At 64.9% G+C, this 17,966-nt stretch carries 17 protein-coding genes; 14 read left to right on the top strand and 3 right to left on the bottom strand.

The annotated features are described in order from the left end of the window. Positions 1-8: 8 nt before the first annotated feature. Positions 9-1,706, bottom strand: a complete 1,698-nt coding sequence (locus RUGAMON1_RS12560; protein ID WP_445230828.1) for an MFS transporter — start codon at positions 1,704-1,706, stop codon at positions 9-11. A gap of 198 nt (positions 1,707-1,904) precedes the next feature. Between RUGAMON1_RS12560 and RUGAMON1_RS12555 the strand changes: the two genes are divergently transcribed. From RUGAMON1_RS12555 to RUGAMON1_RS12530, 6 genes are read left to right on the top strand one after another with little or no spacing between them, the layout of a single operon-like run. Next, a complete protein-coding gene (locus RUGAMON1_RS12555; protein WP_445230827.1) occupies positions 1,905-3,083 on the top strand; it encodes an acetyl-CoA C-acyltransferase in 1,179 nt (392 codons plus the stop codon). Positions 3,084-3,086: 3 nt separating this feature from the next. After that, positions 3,087-5,000: an acyl-CoA dehydrogenase gene (locus tag RUGAMON1_RS12550; RefSeq protein WP_445230826.1), complete on the top strand. Its 1,914-nt coding sequence runs from the start codon at positions 3,087-3,089 to the stop codon at positions 4,998-5,000. 38 nt (positions 5,001-5,038) lie between these two features. Then, the gene (locus RUGAMON1_RS12545; protein ID WP_445230825.1) at positions 5,039-5,341 is read left to right on the top strand and encodes a Dabb family protein; all 303 of its coding nucleotides are present in this window, start codon (positions 5,039-5,041) and stop codon (positions 5,339-5,341) included. A 21-nt stretch (positions 5,342-5,362) separates the two neighbouring features. After that, on the top strand, positions 5,363-6,145 hold the full coding sequence (locus RUGAMON1_RS12540; protein ID WP_445230824.1) for an SDR family oxidoreductase: 783 nt from the start codon (positions 5,363-5,365) through the stop codon (positions 6,143-6,145). 2 nt (positions 6,146-6,147) lie between these two features. After that, entirely contained in the window at positions 6,148-7,155 is a 1,008-nt protein-coding gene (locus RUGAMON1_RS12535) for an NADP-dependent oxidoreductase (RefSeq protein WP_445230823.1), read from the top strand. A gap of 2 nt (positions 7,156-7,157) precedes the next feature. Then, positions 7,158-8,063: an SDR family oxidoreductase gene (locus RUGAMON1_RS12530; protein ID WP_445230822.1), complete on the top strand. Its 906-nt coding sequence runs from the start codon at positions 7,158-7,160 to the stop codon at positions 8,061-8,063. A 3-nt stretch (positions 8,064-8,066) separates the two neighbouring features. Here the strand turns inward: RUGAMON1_RS12530 and RUGAMON1_RS12525 are convergent, their stop codons facing one another. Beyond that, positions 8,067-8,924: a Crp/Fnr family transcriptional regulator gene (locus RUGAMON1_RS12525; protein ID WP_445230821.1), complete on the bottom strand. Its 858-nt coding sequence runs from the start codon at positions 8,922-8,924 to the stop codon at positions 8,067-8,069. 350 nt (positions 8,925-9,274) lie between these two features. Here RUGAMON1_RS12525 and RUGAMON1_RS12520 point away from each other — a divergent pair, with 350 nt between their 5' ends. From RUGAMON1_RS12520 to RUGAMON1_RS12495, 6 genes are all read left to right on the top strand, one after another. Continuing rightward, positions 9,275-9,802: an FxDxF family PEP-CTERM protein gene (locus tag RUGAMON1_RS12520; RefSeq protein WP_445230820.1), complete on the top strand. Its 528-nt coding sequence runs from the start codon at positions 9,275-9,277 to the stop codon at positions 9,800-9,802. A gap of 108 nt (positions 9,803-9,910) precedes the next feature. Further along, on the top strand, positions 9,911-10,351 hold the full coding sequence (locus tag RUGAMON1_RS12515) for a hypothetical protein (RefSeq protein WP_445230819.1): 441 nt from the start codon (positions 9,911-9,913) through the stop codon (positions 10,349-10,351). Between the two features lie 10 nt (positions 10,352-10,361). Continuing rightward, positions 10,362-12,044 (top strand): putative bifunctional diguanylate cyclase/phosphodiesterase, encoded by a 1,683-nt coding sequence (locus tag RUGAMON1_RS12510; protein ID WP_445230818.1) that lies wholly within the window; start codon positions 10,362-10,364, stop codon positions 12,042-12,044. Between the two features lie 103 nt (positions 12,045-12,147). Continuing rightward, entirely contained in the window at positions 12,148-13,497 is a 1,350-nt protein-coding gene (locus RUGAMON1_RS12505; RefSeq protein WP_445230817.1) for a hybrid sensor histidine kinase/response regulator, read from the top strand. 63 nt (positions 13,498-13,560) lie between these two features. Beyond that, complete coding sequence (locus tag RUGAMON1_RS12500; protein ID WP_445230816.1) at positions 13,561-13,962, top strand: hypothetical protein; 402 nt, start codon at positions 13,561-13,563, stop codon at positions 13,960-13,962. Further along, positions 13,959-15,428 carry an ATPase domain-containing protein gene (locus RUGAMON1_RS12495; protein ID WP_445230815.1) on the top strand — a complete coding sequence of 490 codons (1,470 nt, stop codon included), beginning with the start codon at positions 13,959-13,961 and terminating at the stop codon, positions 15,426-15,428. Before RUGAMON1_RS12500 ends, RUGAMON1_RS12495 begins: the two co-directional genes overlap by 4 nt. Here the strand turns inward: RUGAMON1_RS12495 and RUGAMON1_RS12490 are convergent. Beyond that, on the bottom strand, positions 15,425-16,519 hold the full coding sequence (locus tag RUGAMON1_RS12490) for a tartrate dehydrogenase (protein WP_445230814.1): 1,095 nt from the start codon (positions 16,517-16,519) through the stop codon (positions 15,425-15,427). The two genes, RUGAMON1_RS12495 and RUGAMON1_RS12490, sit on opposite strands and share 4 nt — an antisense overlap. An 81-nt stretch (positions 16,520-16,600) precedes the next feature. Here RUGAMON1_RS12490 and RUGAMON1_RS12485 point away from each other — a divergent pair, with 81 nt between their 5' ends. Further along, the gene (locus RUGAMON1_RS12485) at positions 16,601-17,518 is read left to right on the top strand and encodes a LysR substrate-binding domain-containing protein (protein ID WP_445230813.1); all 918 of its coding nucleotides are present in this window, start codon (positions 16,601-16,603) and stop codon (positions 17,516-17,518) included. Next, complete coding sequence (locus RUGAMON1_RS12480) at positions 17,491-17,964, top strand: GNAT family N-acetyltransferase (protein ID WP_445230812.1); 474 nt, start codon at positions 17,491-17,493, stop codon at positions 17,962-17,964. The genes RUGAMON1_RS12485 and RUGAMON1_RS12480 overlap by 28 nt, the downstream gene beginning before the upstream one ends. Positions 17,965-17,966 lie beyond the last annotated feature (2 nt).

The raw sequence follows: 17,966 nt of genomic DNA, 5'->3' as shown, positions 1-17,966 counted from the left end.
GCAGCGGCTTAGTCGTTGGCGTAGATGTTGTTGTCCTTGGTTTCAGCGACGAACAGCGCGCCGATCACAGCCGTGATCAGGGCGATGATGATCGGATACCACAGGCCGTAGTAGATGTCGCCCTTGAACGCCACCAGCGCGAACGAGATGGTCGGCAGCAGACCGCCGAACCAGCCGTTACCGATGTGGTAAGGCAGGGACATCGAGGTGTAGCGGATACGGGTAGGGAACATCTCCACCAGCATGGCGGCGATCGGGCCGTACACCATGGTCACGTACAGCACCAGGATGAACAGCACCGCCACCATCATCGGCTTGTTCATTTGCGTCTCGTCAGCCTTGGCCGGGTAGCCCGCGCCCTTGATGGCGGCGCCAACTTCCTTCTTCAGCGCGGCTTCGGTTTCCTTGCTGGTCTTGTCGAAGTTCAGGCCGTCAGGCGTCATGGTGGCGTTGAAGGAGGTGATCTCCTTGTCGCCGACCTTGATCTTGGCGACGCTGCCGGCTGGGGCAGCCTGCGTGGTGTAGTTGACCGAGGCCAGCGACAACATGCCGGTCGCGATATCGCACGACGAAGGGAACTTCTTCTGGCCAGTCAGGTTGAACTGGAAGTGGCACGATTCCTGGTCGGCAACCACTACCACCGGCGAGTTTTTCAACGCGGTTTCCAACGCAGGATTGCCGTAGTGGGTCAGCGCGCCGAACAGCGGGAAGTAGGTGGCCGCAGCCAGCACGCAACCGCCCAGGATGATCCACTTGCGGCCGACCTTGTCGGACAGCATGCCGAAGAAGATGAAGAACGGGGTGGCCAGCGCCAGCGAGATGGCGGTCAGGATGTTGGCGTTGGCGCCGTCGATCTTCAGCACTTGCGTCATGAAGAACAGCGCGTAGAACTGGCCGGTGTACCACACCACCGCCTGGCCCATGGTCAGGCCGACCAGCGCCAGGATCACCACCTTCAGGTTGCGCCACTGGCCGAACGCTTCGCTCAGCGGTGCTTTCGAGGTCTTGCCTTCGGCCTTCATCTTGGCGAACGCCGGCGATTCATTCATCGACAGGCGGATCCACACCGAAATACCCAGCAGCAGCACCGACACCAGGAACGGCACGCGCCAGCCCCAGGCCGCGAACTCTTTTTCGCCGATGGCGGTCCGGGTGCCCAGGATCACCAGCAGCGACAGGAACAGGCCCAGCGTCGCCGTGGTCTGGATCCAGGCGGTGAACGAACCGCGCTTGCCGTGCGGTGCGTGCTCGGCCACGTAGGTGGCCGCGCCGCCGTATTCGCCGCCCAGCGCCAGGCCTTGCAGGATGCGCAGCGAGACCAGGATGATGGGCGCGGCGATGCCGATCGCCTCGTGCCCGGGTAGCAGGCCGACAATGAAGGTCGAGGCGCCCATGATCAGGATGGTGATCAGGAAGGTGTATTTACGGCCGATCATGTCGCCCAGGCGGCCGAACACCAGCGCGCCGAACGGGCGCACAATGAAGCCCGCCGCAAACGCCAGCAGCGCGAAAATAAAGGTGGTGGTCGGGTCGCCGATGAAGAACTGCTTGGCGATGATCGGAGCGAGCGAGCCGTACAGATAGAAATCGTACCACTCGAAAATCGTCCCCAGCGAGGACGCAAAAATCACCTTGCGTTCTTCCGGCGTGATGGCGGTGGACTTGGGCAGGTTGCGCGGATCGGCAGTGCCTGATGTTGTCGTCATTTTTGTCTCCTGTAATTTTTTGGATTTCCCCAGCCGAGATAGTTACATTTTCGTCAGCTTGAGCGCAGTGTGTACCGCGAACCTTACGCAAAGCTTGCTCCAAACTTACACGAAACTTACATAAAAAATTTGCGAACGACCGTACTAAAATATGCTATTCTGATTTCACTATAAAACACCCACTCATAGGAGACTCACATGATCGACGCCGTCATTGTTTCAACCGCCCGTACTGCTTTGGCCAAGTCGTGGAAAGGCGCGTTCAACATGACGCATGGCGCCACCCTGGGCGGCCATGCACTGCAGGCGGCGATCGGCCGCGCCGGCATCGAAGCGGGCGAGGTGGAGGACGTGCTGATCGGCTGCGCCAACCCCGAGGGCGCCACCGGCGGCAACATCGCGCGCCAGATCGCCATCCGCGGCGGCTGCCCGGTGACCACCGCCGGCATGACCATCAACCGTTTCTGCTCGTCCGGCCTGCAGACCATCGCCACCGCCGCCCAGCGCATCATCGCCGGCGAAGGCGACATCTACGCCGCCGGCGGCGTGGAATCGATCTCCTGCGTGCAGCAGGAAATGAATATGCACATGTACAAGGAAGTCTGGCTGTCGCAGCACAAGCCGGAAATCTACTGGCCGATGCTGCAGACGGCGGAGACCGTGGCCAAGCGCTACAACATCAGCCGCGAGCGCCAGGACGAGTACGGCGTGCAGAGCCAGCAGCGCGCCGCCGCGGCCCAGGCCGCCGGCCTGTTCGACGCCGAAATCGCGCCGATGACCACCACCATGGGCGTGGCCGACAAGGCCAGCGGCATGCTGCTGACCCGCGAAGTGACGATCTCGGCCGACGAGGGCATCCGCGCCGACACGACTTATGAAGCGGTCTCCAAGATTCGCAGCGCCGTGCCGGGCGGCGTCGTCAGCGCCGGCAATGCCAGCCAGTTCTCGGACGGCGCTTCGATGTCCATCGTCATGAGCGCGCAGACCGCGGCCGCCAAGGGCTTGACGCCGCTGGGCATCTTCCGCGGCTTCGCCATCGCCGGTTGCGAGCCGGACGAGATGGGCATCGGCCCGGTGTTCGCCATTCCAAAACTGCTGAAGAAGGCCGGCCTGAAGGTCGAGGACATCGGCCTGTGGGAATTGAACGAAGCCTTTGCCGTGCAGGTGCTGTACTGCGCCGACACGCTGGGCATCCCGATGGATCGCCTCAACGTGAACGGCGGCGCGATCGCCGTCGGCCACCCGTACGGCGTGTCGGGCGCGCGCCTGACCGGCCATGCGCTGCTGGAGGGCAAGCGCCGTGGCGTCAAATATGTGGTCGTCACCATGTGCATCGGTGGCGGCCAGGGAGCGGCGGGCCTGTTCGAAGTGGTGTAAGCCATGCCGTCCCTCCTGCTGTCGCGCCGCGACATCGCCTTCATGCTGTACGAATGGCTGGATGCGGAGGCGCTGACCCGGCGCGCCCGCTTCCAGGACCACAACCGCGAAACCTTCGATGCCGCCATCGATACGGCCGAGCAGCTCGCCACCGAGCTGTTCGCGCCGCACAACAAGAAGAGCGACAGCGAGGAACCGCACGCCGTGCCCGGCGAGCGCTGCCTCCGCGTCCAGATCATCCCGGAGGTGAAGACGGCGCTCGACGCCTTCTCCGCCGCCGGCCTGATGGCGGCCGGGCAGGACTTCGAGCGCGGCGGCATGCAGCTGCCGGTGGTGGTGGAAAAGGCGCTGGCCGCCTACTTCACGGCGGCCAACGTGGCCACCAGCGCCTACACCTTCCTGACCATGAGCGCCGCCAACACCCTGCTCAAGTGCGGCACGCCGGAACAGGTGCGGCGCTATGTCGATCCGATGTTCGCCGGCCGCTACTTCGGCACCATGTGCCTGTCGGAGCCGCAGGCCGGTTCCAGCCTGTCCGACATCACCAGCCGCGCCGTGCCCGATCCGCAAGCAGGCGTGGACGGCGAGCGCCAGTTCCGCCTGACCGGCAACAAGATGTGGATCTCGGCCGGCGAGCACGAGCTGTCGGACAACATCGTGCACCTGGTGCTGGCCAAGATCCCCGGCCCGGACGGCAAGCTGATCCCCGGCGTCAAAGGCATCTCGCTGTTCATCGTGCCCAAGTTCCTGGTCAACGACGATGGCGGCCCCGGCGAGCGCAACGACGTCGTGCTGGCCGGACTGAACCACAAGATGGGCAACCGCGGCACCAGCAACTGCCTGCTCAACTTCGGCGAGGGCAAGTTCCAGCCGCAAGGCAAGGGCGGCGCCGTCGGCTACCTGGTCGGCAAGCCGCACCAGGGCCTGGCCAATATGTTCCACATGATGAACGAGGCGCGCATCGGCGTCGGCCTGGGCGCCGCGGTGCTGGGCTACACCGGCTACCTGCACGCGCTGGACTACGCGCGCAATCGTCCGCAAGGCCGCCACCCGGCGCAAAAAGATCCGGCCCAGCCGCAACTGCCCATCATCGAGCACACCGATGTGCGGCGCATGCTGCTGGCCCAGAAGGCTTATGTGGAGGGCGGCCTCGGCCTGGTGCTGTACAGCGCCCGCCTGGTCGACGAGCAGCACAGCGCCGAAACGCCGGAAGCGCGCGAACATGCGGCGCGCCTGCTGGATTTCCTGACACCGATCACCAAATCCTGGCCGTCGCAATGGTGCGTGGAGGCCAACAGCCTGGCGATCCAGGTGCACGGCGGCTACGGTTACACGCGGGAATATAACGTCGAGCAGTTCTACCGCGACAACCGCCTGAACGCCATCCACGAAGGCACGCACGGCATCCACGGCCTCGACCTGCTGGGCCGCAAGGCCACCATGCAGGACGGCGCGCTGTTCAAGGCCTTCGGCGCCGAGCTGCGCAAGACGGTGCGCAAGGTGCGCGGCAGCGTCGGCGCGCCCGATGCGATTGCGGCCGGGCTGGCCGAACTGGCCGGCATCGGCAAGCAGCTGCTGGCGCACGCCGATGCGCTCGATGGCGCGTGGCAGGCAGTGGAACTCGTCACGCAAAAGCTGTATGCTGCCGGCGACCTGAACAAAACCCTGGCCAACGCCAGCCTGTACCTGGAAGCGGTGGGCCACGTGGTGGTTGCCTGGATCTGGTTGCAGCAGGCCTTGCTGGCCGCTGGCGCGCTGAACCCCGCGCTGGAAACCGGCGACGCCGATTTCTATCGCGGCAAGCTGCAAGCCTGCCGTTACTTCTTCCACTGGGAATTGCCGAAAGTCGAACAGCAGCTGGAACTGCTGGCCAGCATAGACACCACCACGCTCGACATGCGCGACGCGTGGTTCTAACCAAGCGATAACTAAAGCGATAACTGAAGCGAGACCAGATGATCAAGCACATCGTAATGTGGAAACTGAAAGACCATGCCGAAGGCGCCGACCGCGCCGCCAACGCGGCCAAAATGAAAGCGCTGCTGGACGGCTGCATGGGCCTGGTGCCCGGCCTGCTGAAGCTGGAGGCCGTCGTGGCCCAGCCCGGCCTGGACGCGACCTATGACGTGATGCTGTATTCCGAATTCACCGACAAGGCCGCGCTGGACGCATACCAGAACCATCCCGACCATGTGGCCATGAAGCCCTTCTTCGGCGCGGTGCGCGATGCGCGCCAGTGCATGGACTACGAAATCTAAAATAAATCAAGGAGACCCGCAATGCGTACAACTCAAGAATTGTTTTCCTTGGCCGGCAAGACCGCGCTGATCACCGGCGGTTCGCGCGGACTGGGCCTGCAAATGGCGCTGGCGCTGGGCGAGCAGGGCGCCAAGGTGGTGATCTCCTCGCGCAAGCAGGCCGACCTGGATGAGGCGGTGGCCTTCCTGACCGGCCACGGCATCAGCGCCCACGCCATCGCCGCCGACCTGTCGCAGGATGCGCACGCGGACGCGCTGGTGACGGCCGCGCTGGCCCACCTCGGCCATATCGACATCCTGGTCAACAACGCCGGCGCCAGCTGGGGCGCGCCGGCAGAAGACCATCCGCTCGAAGCCTGGGACAAGGTGATGAACCTGAACATCCGCAGCATCTTCGTGGTGTCGCAGCTGGTCGGCAAGCGCTCGATGATCCCGCGCGGCTACGGCCGCATCATCAACATCGCCTCGATCGCCGGCCTGGCCGGCAATCCGCCGGGCGCCATGCAGACCATCGCCTACAACACCTCGAAAGGCGCGCTGGTCAACTTCACGCGCACGCTGGCCGGCGAGTGGGGCCGCCACGGCATCACCGTCAACGCGCTGGCGCCGGGCTTCTTCCCGTCGAAGATGACCAAGGGCTTGCTGGAGAAGCTGGGACCGGACGAGATCACCAAGGACGCGCCGCTGGGCCGCCTGGGCGACGACGAGGACTTGAAGGGCGCGGCGGTGCTGTTCGCCTCCGACGCCGGCAAGCACATCACCGGCCAGATCCTGGCGGTGGACGGCGGCGTATCGGCGGTCTGACAATGACGGCTTTACCCAAGACTTACCAGCGCATCGTGCTGGCGGCGCGTCCGCGCGGCCCGGTGGCGGCGGAAAACTTCCGGCTGGAGACGGTGGACGTGCCGGAGCTGGCCGACGGCGAGGTGCTGGTCCGCAATCACTACCTGTCGCTGGATCCGTACATGCGCGGACGCATGAGCGCGGCCAAGAGCTACGCCACCTCGCAGGCGTTGGACCAGACCATGATAGGCGGCACCGTGGGCCAGGTGCTGGCGTCGCGCAACGACTATTACCGCGCCGGCGACTTCGTCGGCGGCATGCTGGGCTGGGCCGAGATGGGCGTGTCCGACGGCGTGCTGCTGCGCAAGCTCGACACCACGCGCATTCCGCTGTCGGCCTACCTGGGCGTGGTCGGCATGCCGGGCATGGCGGCGTGGTATGGCTTCCATCAAATCCTGGAAGCGGGCGCCGGCGACACGGTGGTGGTGTCGGCCGCCAGCGGCGCGGTCGGCAGCGTGGTCGGGCAACTGGCGCGGCTGCGCGGCTGCCACGTGGTCGGCATCGCCGGCGGGCCGGAGAAGTGCGAGTATGTCGTCAAGCAGCTGGGCTTTGACGCCTGTGTCGACTACAAGGCCGGCAACCTGGAGGCCGATCTGGCCGCCGCCACGCCGGACGGTGTCGATGCGATTTTTGAAAACGTCGGCGGCGCCTGTCTGGACGCGGCGCTGGCGCGCACCAATCCCTTCGCCCGCGTGGCGCTGTGCGGCCTGATCGCCGGCTTCAACGGCCAGGAAATGCCGATCAAGAATTCGCGCCTGCTGTTGCTCAACCGCGTGATGCTGCGCGGTTTCATCGTCACCGAACACATGGAATTCTGGCAGCAGGGCTTGCAGGAACTGGCCGTGCTGGTCGCGAACCATCAGATCAAATACCGCGAAACGGTAGCGGACGGCCTCGCGGCCGCGCCGCAAGCGTTCATGGGCCTGTTGCAAGGGCAAAACTTCGGCAAACAACTGGTGAAGCTTATCTAACAATGAAAACATTCAGAGACAAGGTCGTCGTCATCACCGGCGGCGCAAGTGGTTTGGGGCGCGAATTCGCCAACGTGGCGGCGCGCGAGGGCATGAAGCTGGTGCTGGCCGACGTGCAGGTCGATGCGCTGCAACGCGCGGTCGAGGAGCTGACGGCGCAGGGCGCCAGCGTGATCTCGCGCCTGTGCGACGTGCGCAAGGGTGAGCAAGTGCAGGCGCTGGCCGATGCGGCGGTGGCCGAATTCGGCGCCGTGCATCTGCTGTTCAACAACGCCGGCGTCGGTTCCGGCGGGCTGATCTGGGAGAACACCGAGGCCGACTGGGACTGGGTGATGGGCGTGAACGTGTGGGGCGTGATCCACGGCGTGCGCATCTTCACCAAGCTGATGCTGGAATCGGCCAAGAGCGATGCCGCGTTCGAAGGGCACATCGTCAACACCGCCTCGATGGCGGGCTTGCTGAATGCGCCGGCGATGGGCGTGTACAACGTCTCCAAGCATGCGGTGGTGTCGTTGTCGGAGACCTTGTACCACGATCTGCAGCTGGTCGGCGCGCCGATCGGGGCGTCGGTGCTGTGTCCGTACTTCGTGCCGACCGGGATCAGCCAGTCGCACCGCAACCGTCCCGAGGACGTGCGCATGACGCAGGGCCCGACCGCCAGCCAGCTGGCCGCGCAATCGATGACGGACAAGGCGGTATCGTCCGGCAAAGTGTCGGCGCAGGACGTGGCGGAGATCACCTTCAAGGCCATCGCCAGCGGCGACTTCTACATCTACTCGCATCCGGGCGCGCTGGCCGGCGTGCAGGAGCGCATGCAGCACATCGTCGCCGGCACCAATCCCGGCGATCCGTACGCCGCCACGCCACATGTGCGCGAAGCGCTGCGGGCCAAGATGAAGCTGGGCTGAGGCCTAGGTCGGAAAAACGAGGATGGCCTGGGCATCGCCCATTGTCGTCCCGTCCTGGTCGGGCGCCGTCCGGTTGCGACGTTCGCCCGGCCCGGTGCGCCGGTTCGCGGCGTCGGTGCGTTGCCGCCATTCGCGCGGCGGTAAGACCTGCTGGCTCGGCGACGCCATCAGCCGCGCAGTCTCCTTGCGTATCACTTCATAGCATTCGCAAACTTGTCCCTCAAGACCGGTGCGCGTCAGCACCCGTATGCGGCCGCGCCGGCAACTGATCAGTCCCTGCTCCTGCAAGCGCCGGGCCGCTTCGGTGATGCCTTCACGCCGCACGCCCAATATCGCCCCCAGCGCTTCCTGCGTGACCACCAGTTCGCTGGTATTCGAATGATCCAGTGTTTGCAGCAGCCAGCGGCACAGGCGTTGCGTGGTCGAGTGGTGGCTGTTGCAGACGGCCGTCTGCGACATCTGCGTCATCAGCGCCTGCGTATAGCGCAGCAAGCGGTCGAACAGCGGCCCCTTGTGATGAAATTCGTCCAGCAACCGGTCCGCGCGCAAGCGGTATCCGTGCCCTGCGCTGTGCACCACCGCCCGGTTGGGCATGGTCGCCCCGCCCATGAACAACGATACGCCCAGCAAACCTTCGTTGCCCACGCTGGCAATTTCCGAGGCGCCGCCGTCTTCCAGCTCATATTGAATCGAAACGATGGAGGTGGTGGGGAAGTAGATGTGCGTCAGCTGTCCCCCGCACTGATACAAGACGTCGCCTTGGGCATGGCATGCAAGTTCCAGATGCGGCGAGAGCCTGGCGAATTCCGCTTCGCTCAGCATTGCCAGTAGCCGGTTTTGACTAAACGCCGCGCTGTTCATGAATTCCCCTGATGTCATATCGATACAAAAAAATGCCTAGAGCCAAGACTGACAGCTGTCCGTCGCCCTGTCTGTGGCTTGGCATACATTCGTCGCGGAAATAGTGAGGAAAAGCCACGTTACATGGCACTTTGTATAGTTTTGTGCGGAAACCCACAGATCCACATCGTCGCCGCGGTCACGATGGTTCATCGAACAAGTTTGTCGATGGAGAAGTGTTGATGGGTGCGCAACCTCATCGATCAAATGCTGATGCGCCGCCAGGCGCCGTGTTGCCGCCTTGCCGTCCGGCGGTGTGGGACTCTTCCCGGTATCCGGGTCACATAGTGTTTATCTTGGGGATGTAAATAATGAAAACTAAGTTTGTAATGGCCAGCCTGGCCCTGCTCGCCGCCAGCGGCATGGCGTCGGCGAATGACATCAGCATCGATGCGGGCGTTTTGCCGGCGAGCCCGGCAACCCCCTATAGTCACCTGTTTGTCCACGACGCCTCCGCCTTTACGGATACCATCGACTTCGTCGTCAGCACCGGCAGCCTTGGCGCGTCGGCCAACGCGCTCAACGTCGAGTTCAAGGGCATGAATGTATTCGATATCCAGGGCCTGAGCTATTCGGTCTGGGGCGGCACGTCGGCTGCAAGCACGGCGTGGTACGGCACCTTCCCCGGCAATAACATCACCTATGACATCGGCTTGAACCTGCCTGGCGCCTACCATCTGGTGGTGACCGGCGTGGCCGATGGCTTCGCCGGCGGCGCCTATGGCGTGGCGCTGGTCTCCGGCGTGCCGGAGCCGGAGATGGTGGTCATGATGCTGGCCGGACTGGGCCTCATGGGCGTGGTGTCGCGGTATAAAAAGCCCGCAAAAAAAGCGGCTTAAGGCAGATAAAAACCGCTCTTCCGAGCGGTTTTTTTATCGTTTGGCGCATCAGCGAACCAATGTCGCCTCCGGCATGCGGGCAGGGCGGGTGTTTTCGATGGAACTATCATGACCGCTGAAAAGTACTATCCGCAAGCCGTCCTGATGTGGCTGGAGTCGAATCAACCGGTGCTGGTGTCGCGACGCTCGGTCCTGCTGTGGCGCGCGGTCCACCAGCAGTTGGCGCCGATCATGGGCGACAACGGCTTCATGGCCTTGTTCTGCCGCTGTGTCGATTTGTGCGGCGTCCGCTTTACTTGGGTGCGCAGCACGCCGGCTCGCAGTTCCGCAATGCATGCGTTCGACGCGCTGGGCGCGCAACTGGCGGCACGGAGCGCGGACGAAGGGCTGGCGGCCAGCCGCAGCCTGTTCGGCATGTTCTATGAGTTGCTGGTGCAGCTGGTGGGCGAGTCGCTGGCAGCCGGCGTGGTCGATGCCGCCTGGCGCGACCGGCTCCAGCATCAGCGCATCTTCTGCGCGCTGGCGCCGCCGCCGATCAAACCCGCATGAAAGGTTCACCATGAGTAGCGACGTCGCCGATCAATCCCGCCCCGAACGCCGCGGCGGAGCGCGGGTGGGGGCGGATGACCGGCGCAGCGCCGGCCGCCTGCAAGCGACAGCGTTGGCCGGCGGCGAGCAGCTGCTGGCGACGCGCGAGGCGCTGCTGGTGGCGCGTGAACTGAGCGCCGAGCGGCGCGACGCCGTGCTCGACCAGCAGGGCCAGGAGCTGGTGTTGCGTCAGGTGCAGATCGCCGATCGCGAACGCCATGCGCAGCGCCGCCTGCGCGCGCGCGAGCGTGAACTCACAAGGCTGCGCGCGGCCAACGCCCAACTGGTCATCGCCACGCTGGGCGCGCAGGAGCTGACCGAAGAAGTGCGCCGCGCCAAGGACCGCATGGGCTACCTGGCGCACCACGATTTCCTGACCAACCTGCCCAATCGGGTGCTGCTGATGGAGCGGCTGGCGCAGGCGATCGCCATGGCCGCGCGCCAGCACAGCCGCATGGCGGTGCTGTTCGTCGACCTCGACCGCTTCAAGCTCATCAACGATTCGCTGGGTCACGCGATCGGCGACCTGCTGTTGCAGGCGGTCGGCCAGCGCCTGCTGTCGGTGCTGCGCGCCTCCGACACCGCGTGCCGCCAGGGCGGCGACGAGTTTGTCTTGCTGCTGGCCGAGGTGGCCAACGAGCGCGCGGTGGCCGAGCTGGCCGATACGCTGTGCCGCGCCATTGCCGAGCCGTATCTGCTCGACGGCGAATCCGTCCACATCGGCGGCACGATCGGCATCAGCATGTATCCGGACGACGGCGGCGACGCCGAAACACTGATACGCAACGCCGACATGGCGATGTACCACGGCAAACATAGCGGCCGCAACCGCAGCTATTTCTATCGCCCCGAGATGAATCTGCGGGCGGTCGAACGGCAGCGCATCGAGGCCGACCTGCACCGGGCGCTGGGCCTGGGGCAGTTCACGCTGCATTATCAGCCGCGCATCAACCTGGCCAGCGGCGCCATCACGGGCGCCGAGGCCTTGCTGCGCTGGACCCACCCGGAGCACGGCGCGGTGGCGCCGTCGCGTTTCATTCCGGTGGCCGAGGATTGCGGCCTGATCGTGCCGCTCGGCGAATGGGTGTTGCGCGAGGCGTGCATGCAGGTGGCGCGCTGGAAGGGGGCCGGCCTCGATCCCGGCGTGATCGCGGTGAACATTTCGGCGCTGGAATTCCGCGATGACGGCTTCGTCGGCCGGCTGCGCACCATCCTGGCCGGCAGCGGCCTGGCGCCGGCCTGCCTGGAGCTGGAGCTCACCGAAGGGGTATTGATGCACGACGCCGGCGCCAGCGCGGCCATCCTGCACGAGCTCAAGGACATCGGCGTGCGGCTGGCGATCGACGACTTCGGCACCGGCTACTCCAGCCTCAGCTACCTGAACCGCTTCCCGATCGACGTGCTGAAGATCGACCAGTCCTTCGTGCGCGACATTCACGCCGCGCCGGGCGACGGCGTCATCGTCAGCGCCGTGATCGCCATGGGCCGCAGCCTGGGCCAGCGGGTGGTGGCCGAAGGCGTCGAGCAGGCCGAACAGCTACTCTTCCTGCGCGCCCATCACTGCGATGAAGGGCAGGGCTTTCTGCTTGGCAGGCCATTGCCCGCTGCCGGCTTCGGCGCGCTGCTGGTCCGGCATGACAAGATTCCGCCATAGTATTTCCCTGCTGGCAGGTAAAACCGGTTAAGGTGTCCGACACGACCGTCCAAAGCTCAAACGCAGCGTTGTTCCGATCGAATTTTCAAGGCGGTTCCCCATCATGGACGACAACGCGGTACCCGATCTCCCGGTCGCATTAGAAGCGGCGTCGCTGCAGGCCTTGCACGACAAGGAAGTGAGCGACTTGCGTGCGCTGATCAACCAGTTGTTGCTGCAGCTGGAGTTTCTGCGCCAGCAGCACGCCAGCGCGCAGACGCTGGAGAGCCACGTGGTGCAGCTGCGCGAGGCCAATGAGCATCTGGTGCTGGCCACCTTCAGCGCGCAGGACAAGCAGGCCAGCGCGGAGGACGCGACGCAGCGCCAGAGCAGCTTCCTGTCGATGCTGGCGCACGAACTGCGCAATCCGCTGCAGCCCATCGCCCACGCCAACGCCTTGCTCGGCAAGCTGGCCGACAGCAATCCCGAACTGGTACGCTTGCAAGCGATCATCGAGCGCCAGATCGGCCACATGTCGCGCCTGATCGAGGACTTGCTCGATGCCTCCCGCATCAGCAGCGGCAAGATCGGACTGGACAAGGCGCCGCTGCTGCTGGCCGATGTCCTGGCCGCGGCGGTGGAAGCCAGCCAGCCGCAGATCGACGCCCGCCAGCAGCAATTGAAGGTCGTGCTGCCGCCGGGCACCACGCACGTATATGGCGACTGCATGCGCCTGGCGCAGGTGTTTTCCAACCTGCTCAACAACGCGTCCAAATTTTCACCGGAGCACGAGGTCATCGTGGTGACGGCACAGGAGGTCGGCCGCATGGTGCAGGTGTCCGTGCGCGATCATGGCATGGGCATGCCGGCCGAATTGCAACCATTTATTTTCGACTTGTTCACGCAGGGCCTGCAATCGCTGGACCGCGCCCAGGGCGGACTGGGCATCGGCCTGACGCTGGTGCGCTCGCTGGTCGAGATGCACGGCGGGACGGTGCTGGCGCACAGCGGTGGAATCGGGCTGGGCAGCACGTTCAATGTGTTGCTGCCGATGAGCGTGGCTGCCGCCACGCGGCCGACGCTGCCGCTGCCGGCCCTGGCCAGCCCGCACCAGCGCCGCATCCTGCTGGTCGAAGACAATCATGACGCCAACGAAACGCTCAGCCAGTTGCTGGAATTGGGGGGCCATACGGTAGTTCAATGTTACGATGGCGCCCACGCGGTTGAGCAGGCGCTGGCGCAGCGGTTCGACGTGGTGATCTGCGACATCGGATTGCCAAGCCTCGATGGCTTCGCCGTGGCGGAAGCCATCCGCGCCGGCCCTGCGCCGCGCGCGCCGTATTTCATCGCCACGTCGGGCTATAACCAGCCGCAGGACCGGACGCGTGCGGTGCGCAGCGGCTTCGACCATTACCTGGTCAAGCCGGTGGCGATCGCGATGCTGCTGGCCCTGATCGACTTGCATGTACATTGACGCTGTTGCCGGTTTGCCGGTACGAACGATTCTTATCGCTTTACTGAATGAATATCGTCACTTATGGCGACTAACGACGAATTGCACCAGATAATAGCGCGCACTGTGACGCGCCGTGCCGACGCCGGCGCGGCGGACAGCGTGGTGCTGTGGGAACGGCTTTCCATTGAATTGATCGCCATTATCGGCCGCAACGGCTTCCATACGCTGTACGCGCGCAGCATCCACATGGTGCGTGCCCAACATCCGTGGTTGGCGGAGGACGCCGACCCGCGGTTCGAGAAACTGAGGACCAGCCTGGAACACCAGGCGCCGGCGCTCGCCGCCGAGGCAAGCATCGCCTTGCTCAATACTTTCATCGACACGCTGATCCAATTGATCGGCGAGCCCTTGACCACTGCAATCATGCGATCGGCCTGGGACCACGACACCGTGAACACCGTCGCTAAGGGAATTCAACAATGATCGATAAAGTCAAAATCCAGCGTCTGCCCACTGGCGTGCCGGGCCTGGACGAATTGCTGGGCGGAGGGATCCCGGAATATTCCTTCAATCTGCTGGCAGGCACGCCGGGCAGCGGCAAGACCACGATGGCGCACCAGATGATGTTTTCGCTGGCGGGACCGGACCGGCGCGCACTGTTCTTCACCGTGCTGGGCGAGCCGCCGCTGAAGATGCTGCGCTACCAGCAGCAGTTCCCGTTCTTCGATATCAGCAAGGTCAACCAGTCGATCAAGTTCGTCAACCTGGCGGCCGACCTGCTGGAGGGCGACTTCGACCAGGTGCTGGCGCGCATCGCCGACGAAGTACGCGATTTTTCGCCCAGCCTGGTGTTTGTCGATTCCTTCCGCTCGGTGGTGCAGTCGGCCCAGGGCATGGAGCGCGGCGCCGCCGGCCTGCAGCACTTCGTCCAGCAGCTGGGCATGCAGATGACCAGCTGGCTGGCGACCACCTTCCTGATCGGCGAATACCTGGCGCCGGAGGCCGAGTCGAGCCCGGTGTTCACGGTGGCCGACGGCATCATCTGGATGTCGCAGCTGGTGCACCGCGACGCGCTGGTGCGCAAGATCCAGGTGGTCAAGATGCGCGGCCAGGCGCAGAGCCTGGGCGTGCATACCTTCCGCATCAGCGATGACGGCGTGGAGATCTTCCCGCGCGCGGTGTTGCGGGCCGCGACCACCGAAGTCTCGATCGTCGGCAGCCAGCGACTGTCGCTGGGCGTGCCGGAACTGGACCGGATGATGGGCGGCGGCGTGCCGGCCGGCTATTCGCTGCTGCTGGTCGGACCTTCCGGTTCGGGCAAGTCGGTGCTGGCCACGCAGTTCCTGGCCGAGGGCGTGAGCAGGGGTGAGGCCGGCGTGATCGCCGCGTTTGAAAAAAGCCCGAATCAGCTGCTCAGCCATCATTTGAACGAGCTGATCGAGAATGGAAAGGTCGGCGTCATCAACACCCGCACGCTGGACCTGTCGATCGACGAGATCCTGCACGACCTGGTCGAGATGATCGAGCGCATGCAGGCCAAGCGGGTGGTGATCGACTCGCTGTCCGGCTTCGAGCTGGCGCTGGCGTCGCCGTTCCGCGACGATTTCCGCGAGTCGCTGTACCGCATGGTGGCGGTGCTGACGGCGATGGGCGTGACGGTGCTGATGACGGCCGAGCTGGAAGACCGCTACGAGATGCTGCGCTTCAGTTCCTACGGCAACGCCTTCCTGGCGGACGCCATCGTCATGCAGCGCTATGTCGAGCTGGAGGGGCAGCTGAAGCGGGTGATTTCGGTGATCAAGGTGCGCGCAAGCGACCACAGCAAGGAAATCCGCTTCTTCGACATCACCGCCGCCGGCCTGGTCGTGGGCGAGCCGGCCACACAATACGCCGGCATACTGACCGGCCGCACGGTGGCGGCCCCGGCGTCGGGAGGCGGCCCGGACTAAACCGCGCCGGCCGGACCCAGTTTCGCGGCGATGGCCAGTCCGGCGTCCGTGGTGCTGGCCGTGCCGCCCATGTCCGGCGTGCGCTGGCCGTCCACCAGCCAGGCTTCGATGGCGGCGACGATGGCGTCGTGCGCCGCGCGGTAGTTGGCGTCGCCGTTGCCGAGGAAGTCCAGCATCATCGCGCCGGACCAGATCATCGCCACTGGATTGGCGATGTTCTGGCCGTAGATGTCGGGCGCCGAGCCGTGCACCGGCTCGAACAAGGACGGCCACTGCCGGCCCGGATTCAGGTTGGCCGACGGCGCAATGCCGATGGTGCCGGTGCAGGCCGGGCCGAGGTCGGACAGGATGTCGCCGAACAGGTTGGACGCCACCACCACATCAAAGCGCTCCGGCGACAGCACGAACCGCGCGGCCAGGATGTCGATGTGGTACTGGTCCCAGCTCACGTCCGGATAGTCCCTGGCCATCGCGGCCACGCGCTCGTCCCAGTACGGCATGCTGATCGAGATGCCGTTCGATTTGGTGGCCGAGGTCAGGTGCTTGCTCGGCCGGCTCTGCGCCAGCTCGAAGGCATATTGCAGCACGCGGTCCACGCCGGTGCGGGTGAAGATCGCTTCCTGCAGCACGAATTCGCGCTCCGTCCCTTCAAACATGCGGCCGCCGACGGATGAATATTCGCCCTCGGTGTTTTCGCGCACGATGTAAAAGTCGATGTCGCCGGGCTGCTTGTTGGCCAGCGGGCAGGGCACGCCGGGCATCAGGCGCACCGGCCGCAGGTTGACGTACTGGTCGAACTGGCGGCGGAACTTCAGCAGCGAACCCCACAGCGAAATATGGTCGGGCACCAGCGCCGGCCAGCCGACCGCGCCGAAGAAGATGGCTTCGTAGCCCTTCAGCTGCTCGAACCAGTCGTCCGGCATCATCTTGCCGTGGGTGGCGTAGTAGTCGCAGCTGGCCCACTCGAAGGTGGTCCATTCGATGCCGATGTTGAAGCGGCGCGCGGCGGCTTCCACCACCCGTATGCCCTCGGGCATGACTTCCTTGCCGATGCCGTCGCCGGCGATGACTGCGATTTTGTGTGTTTTCATGGGCGTTCTCCTTGAGGTGAAGGATAGCGCGATCCGCTTCGTTTAGAATGTGTTGAAATGTGAATCCATAAAACACGAATCGTGAATAATAAAATAGAGAACGATGATCTGCGGGTGCTGGTGGCGGTGGCGCGCAAGTCCAGCTTTGCCGGCGCCGCAGAGACGCTGGGCATGTCTCCAGCGTACGTCAGCAAGCGTATCGGCATACTGGAGGACGCGCTGGGCGTGCGGCTGTTCCACCGGACCACGCGGCGGGTGGTGCTCAGCGAAGATGGCGAGCAGGTCCATGCCCGCGCGCTGACGATACTGGAAAGCCTCGACAGTCTGTTCGACGACGTCGCCGAGCGCAAGGGCGTGCCGCGCGGACTGCTGCGCGTCAGTAGCAGCTTCGGCTTCGGCCGCAACGTGGTGGCGCCGGCGATTGCCGGCCTGCTCAAGGCCCATCCGTCGCTGGAGGTCCGGCTGGAGGTGTTCGACCGGCTGGTCGATATCGTCAGCGAGGGCTTCGACCTGGATATCCGCGTCGGCGACGACATCGCACCGCACCTGATCGCGCGCCGGCTGATGGACAACCACCGCATCCTGTGCGCCGCGCCGTCGTATCTTGAGCGGCGCGGAACGCCGCGCACGCTTCAGGAATTGGCCGGCCATGACTGCCTGGCGATCAAGGAGCGCGACATGCCGTTCGGCGTGTGGCGCTTGCGCGGCGGCGCGCTGGAGGAGATCGCGGTGAAGGTGACGGGGCCGCTGTCGTCCAACCACGGCGAGATCGCGCTGCAATGGGCGGTGGCGGGCGCCGGCATCGTGCTGCGCTCGCGCTGGGATGCGCAGCCGCACCTGGAGCGCGGCGACCTGGTGCAGGTGCTGCCGCAGTACACGCAGGACGCCAACGTCTGGGCCGTGTATCCGCAACGGCTGGCCAGTTCGGCCAAGGTGCGCGTGTGCGTGGACTTCCTTGAGCGGCATCTTGCATGCGACAATCCTGCTTCCCCCAACTAGCCTGCACGCCGATGAACTACCCCGCCAAGCACGACATCCGCACCGGAGACTGGAGCGCCCTCAACGCCGACGCCAAGCTGATACGCTTTGAAGTCTTCGTCGAAGAACAGAAGGTCCCCGCCGAACTGGAAATGGACCACATGGACGCTGTCTGCCTGCACGCGGTGGCCTACGATGCAGGCGGCACGCCGGTCGGCACTGGCCGCCTGCTGCCGGACGGCCACATCGGCCGCATGGCGGTGCGCCAGGTCGCGCGCGGCTCCGGCGTCGGCGGCGCCTTGCTGCAAGTGTTGATGGCGCAGGCCCGCGCCCGTGGCGACAAGCAGGTGGTGCTGAGCGCGCAATCGCACGCCGCGCCGTTCTACGAGCGCCACGGCTTCGCCATCGACGGCGACGAATTCTTCGAGGCCGGCATCGCCCACATCAACATGCAGTACACCTTTTAAGG

The organism is Duganella rhizosphaerae (genome assembly GCF_040364205.1).
GTDB classification, from domain to species: domain Bacteria; phylum Pseudomonadota; class Gammaproteobacteria; order Burkholderiales; family Burkholderiaceae_D; genus Rugamonas; species Rugamonas rhizosphaerae.
This window is presented reverse-complemented; position numbering and strand designations above follow the sequence as displayed.

Excerpts from the sequence above, each read along its gene's own strand:
- RUGAMON1_RS12560 (WP_445230828.1), bottom strand. The coding sequence starts at position 1,706 with ATGACGACAACATCAGGCACTGCCGATCCGCGCAACCTGCCCAAGTCC.
- RUGAMON1_RS12555 (WP_445230827.1), top strand. The coding sequence starts at position 1,905 with ATGATCGACGCCGTCATTGTTTCAACCGCCCGTACTGCTTTGGCCAAG.
- RUGAMON1_RS12550 (WP_445230826.1), top strand. The coding sequence starts at position 3,087 with ATGCCGTCCCTCCTGCTGTCGCGCCGCGACATCGCCTTCATGCTGTAC.
- RUGAMON1_RS12545 (WP_445230825.1), top strand. The coding sequence starts at position 5,039 with ATGATCAAGCACATCGTAATGTGGAAACTGAAAGACCATGCCGAAGGC.
- RUGAMON1_RS12540 (WP_445230824.1), top strand. The coding sequence starts at position 5,363 with ATGCGTACAACTCAAGAATTGTTTTCCTTGGCCGGCAAGACCGCGCTG.
- RUGAMON1_RS12535 (WP_445230823.1), top strand. The coding sequence starts at position 6,148 with ATGACGGCTTTACCCAAGACTTACCAGCGCATCGTGCTGGCGGCGCGT.
- RUGAMON1_RS12530 (WP_445230822.1), top strand. The coding sequence starts at position 7,158 with ATGAAAACATTCAGAGACAAGGTCGTCGTCATCACCGGCGGCGCAAGT.
- RUGAMON1_RS12525 (WP_445230821.1), bottom strand. The coding sequence starts at position 8,924 with ATGAACAGCGCGGCGTTTAGTCAAAACCGGCTACTGGCAATGCTGAGC.
- RUGAMON1_RS12520 (WP_445230820.1), top strand. The coding sequence starts at position 9,275 with ATGAAAACTAAGTTTGTAATGGCCAGCCTGGCCCTGCTCGCCGCCAGC.
- RUGAMON1_RS12515 (WP_445230819.1), top strand. The coding sequence starts at position 9,911 with ATGACCGCTGAAAAGTACTATCCGCAAGCCGTCCTGATGTGGCTGGAG.
- RUGAMON1_RS12510 (WP_445230818.1), top strand. The coding sequence starts at position 10,362 with ATGAGTAGCGACGTCGCCGATCAATCCCGCCCCGAACGCCGCGGCGGA.
- RUGAMON1_RS12505 (WP_445230817.1), top strand. The coding sequence starts at position 12,148 with ATGGACGACAACGCGGTACCCGATCTCCCGGTCGCATTAGAAGCGGCG.
- RUGAMON1_RS12500 (WP_445230816.1), top strand. The coding sequence starts at position 13,561 with ATGGCGACTAACGACGAATTGCACCAGATAATAGCGCGCACTGTGACG.
- RUGAMON1_RS12495 (WP_445230815.1), top strand. The coding sequence starts at position 13,959 with ATGATCGATAAAGTCAAAATCCAGCGTCTGCCCACTGGCGTGCCGGGC.
- RUGAMON1_RS12490 (WP_445230814.1), bottom strand. The coding sequence starts at position 16,519 with ATGAAAACACACAAAATCGCAGTCATCGCCGGCGACGGCATCGGCAAG.
- RUGAMON1_RS12480 (WP_445230812.1), top strand. The coding sequence starts at position 17,491 with ATGCGACAATCCTGCTTCCCCCAACTAGCCTGCACGCCGATGAACTAC.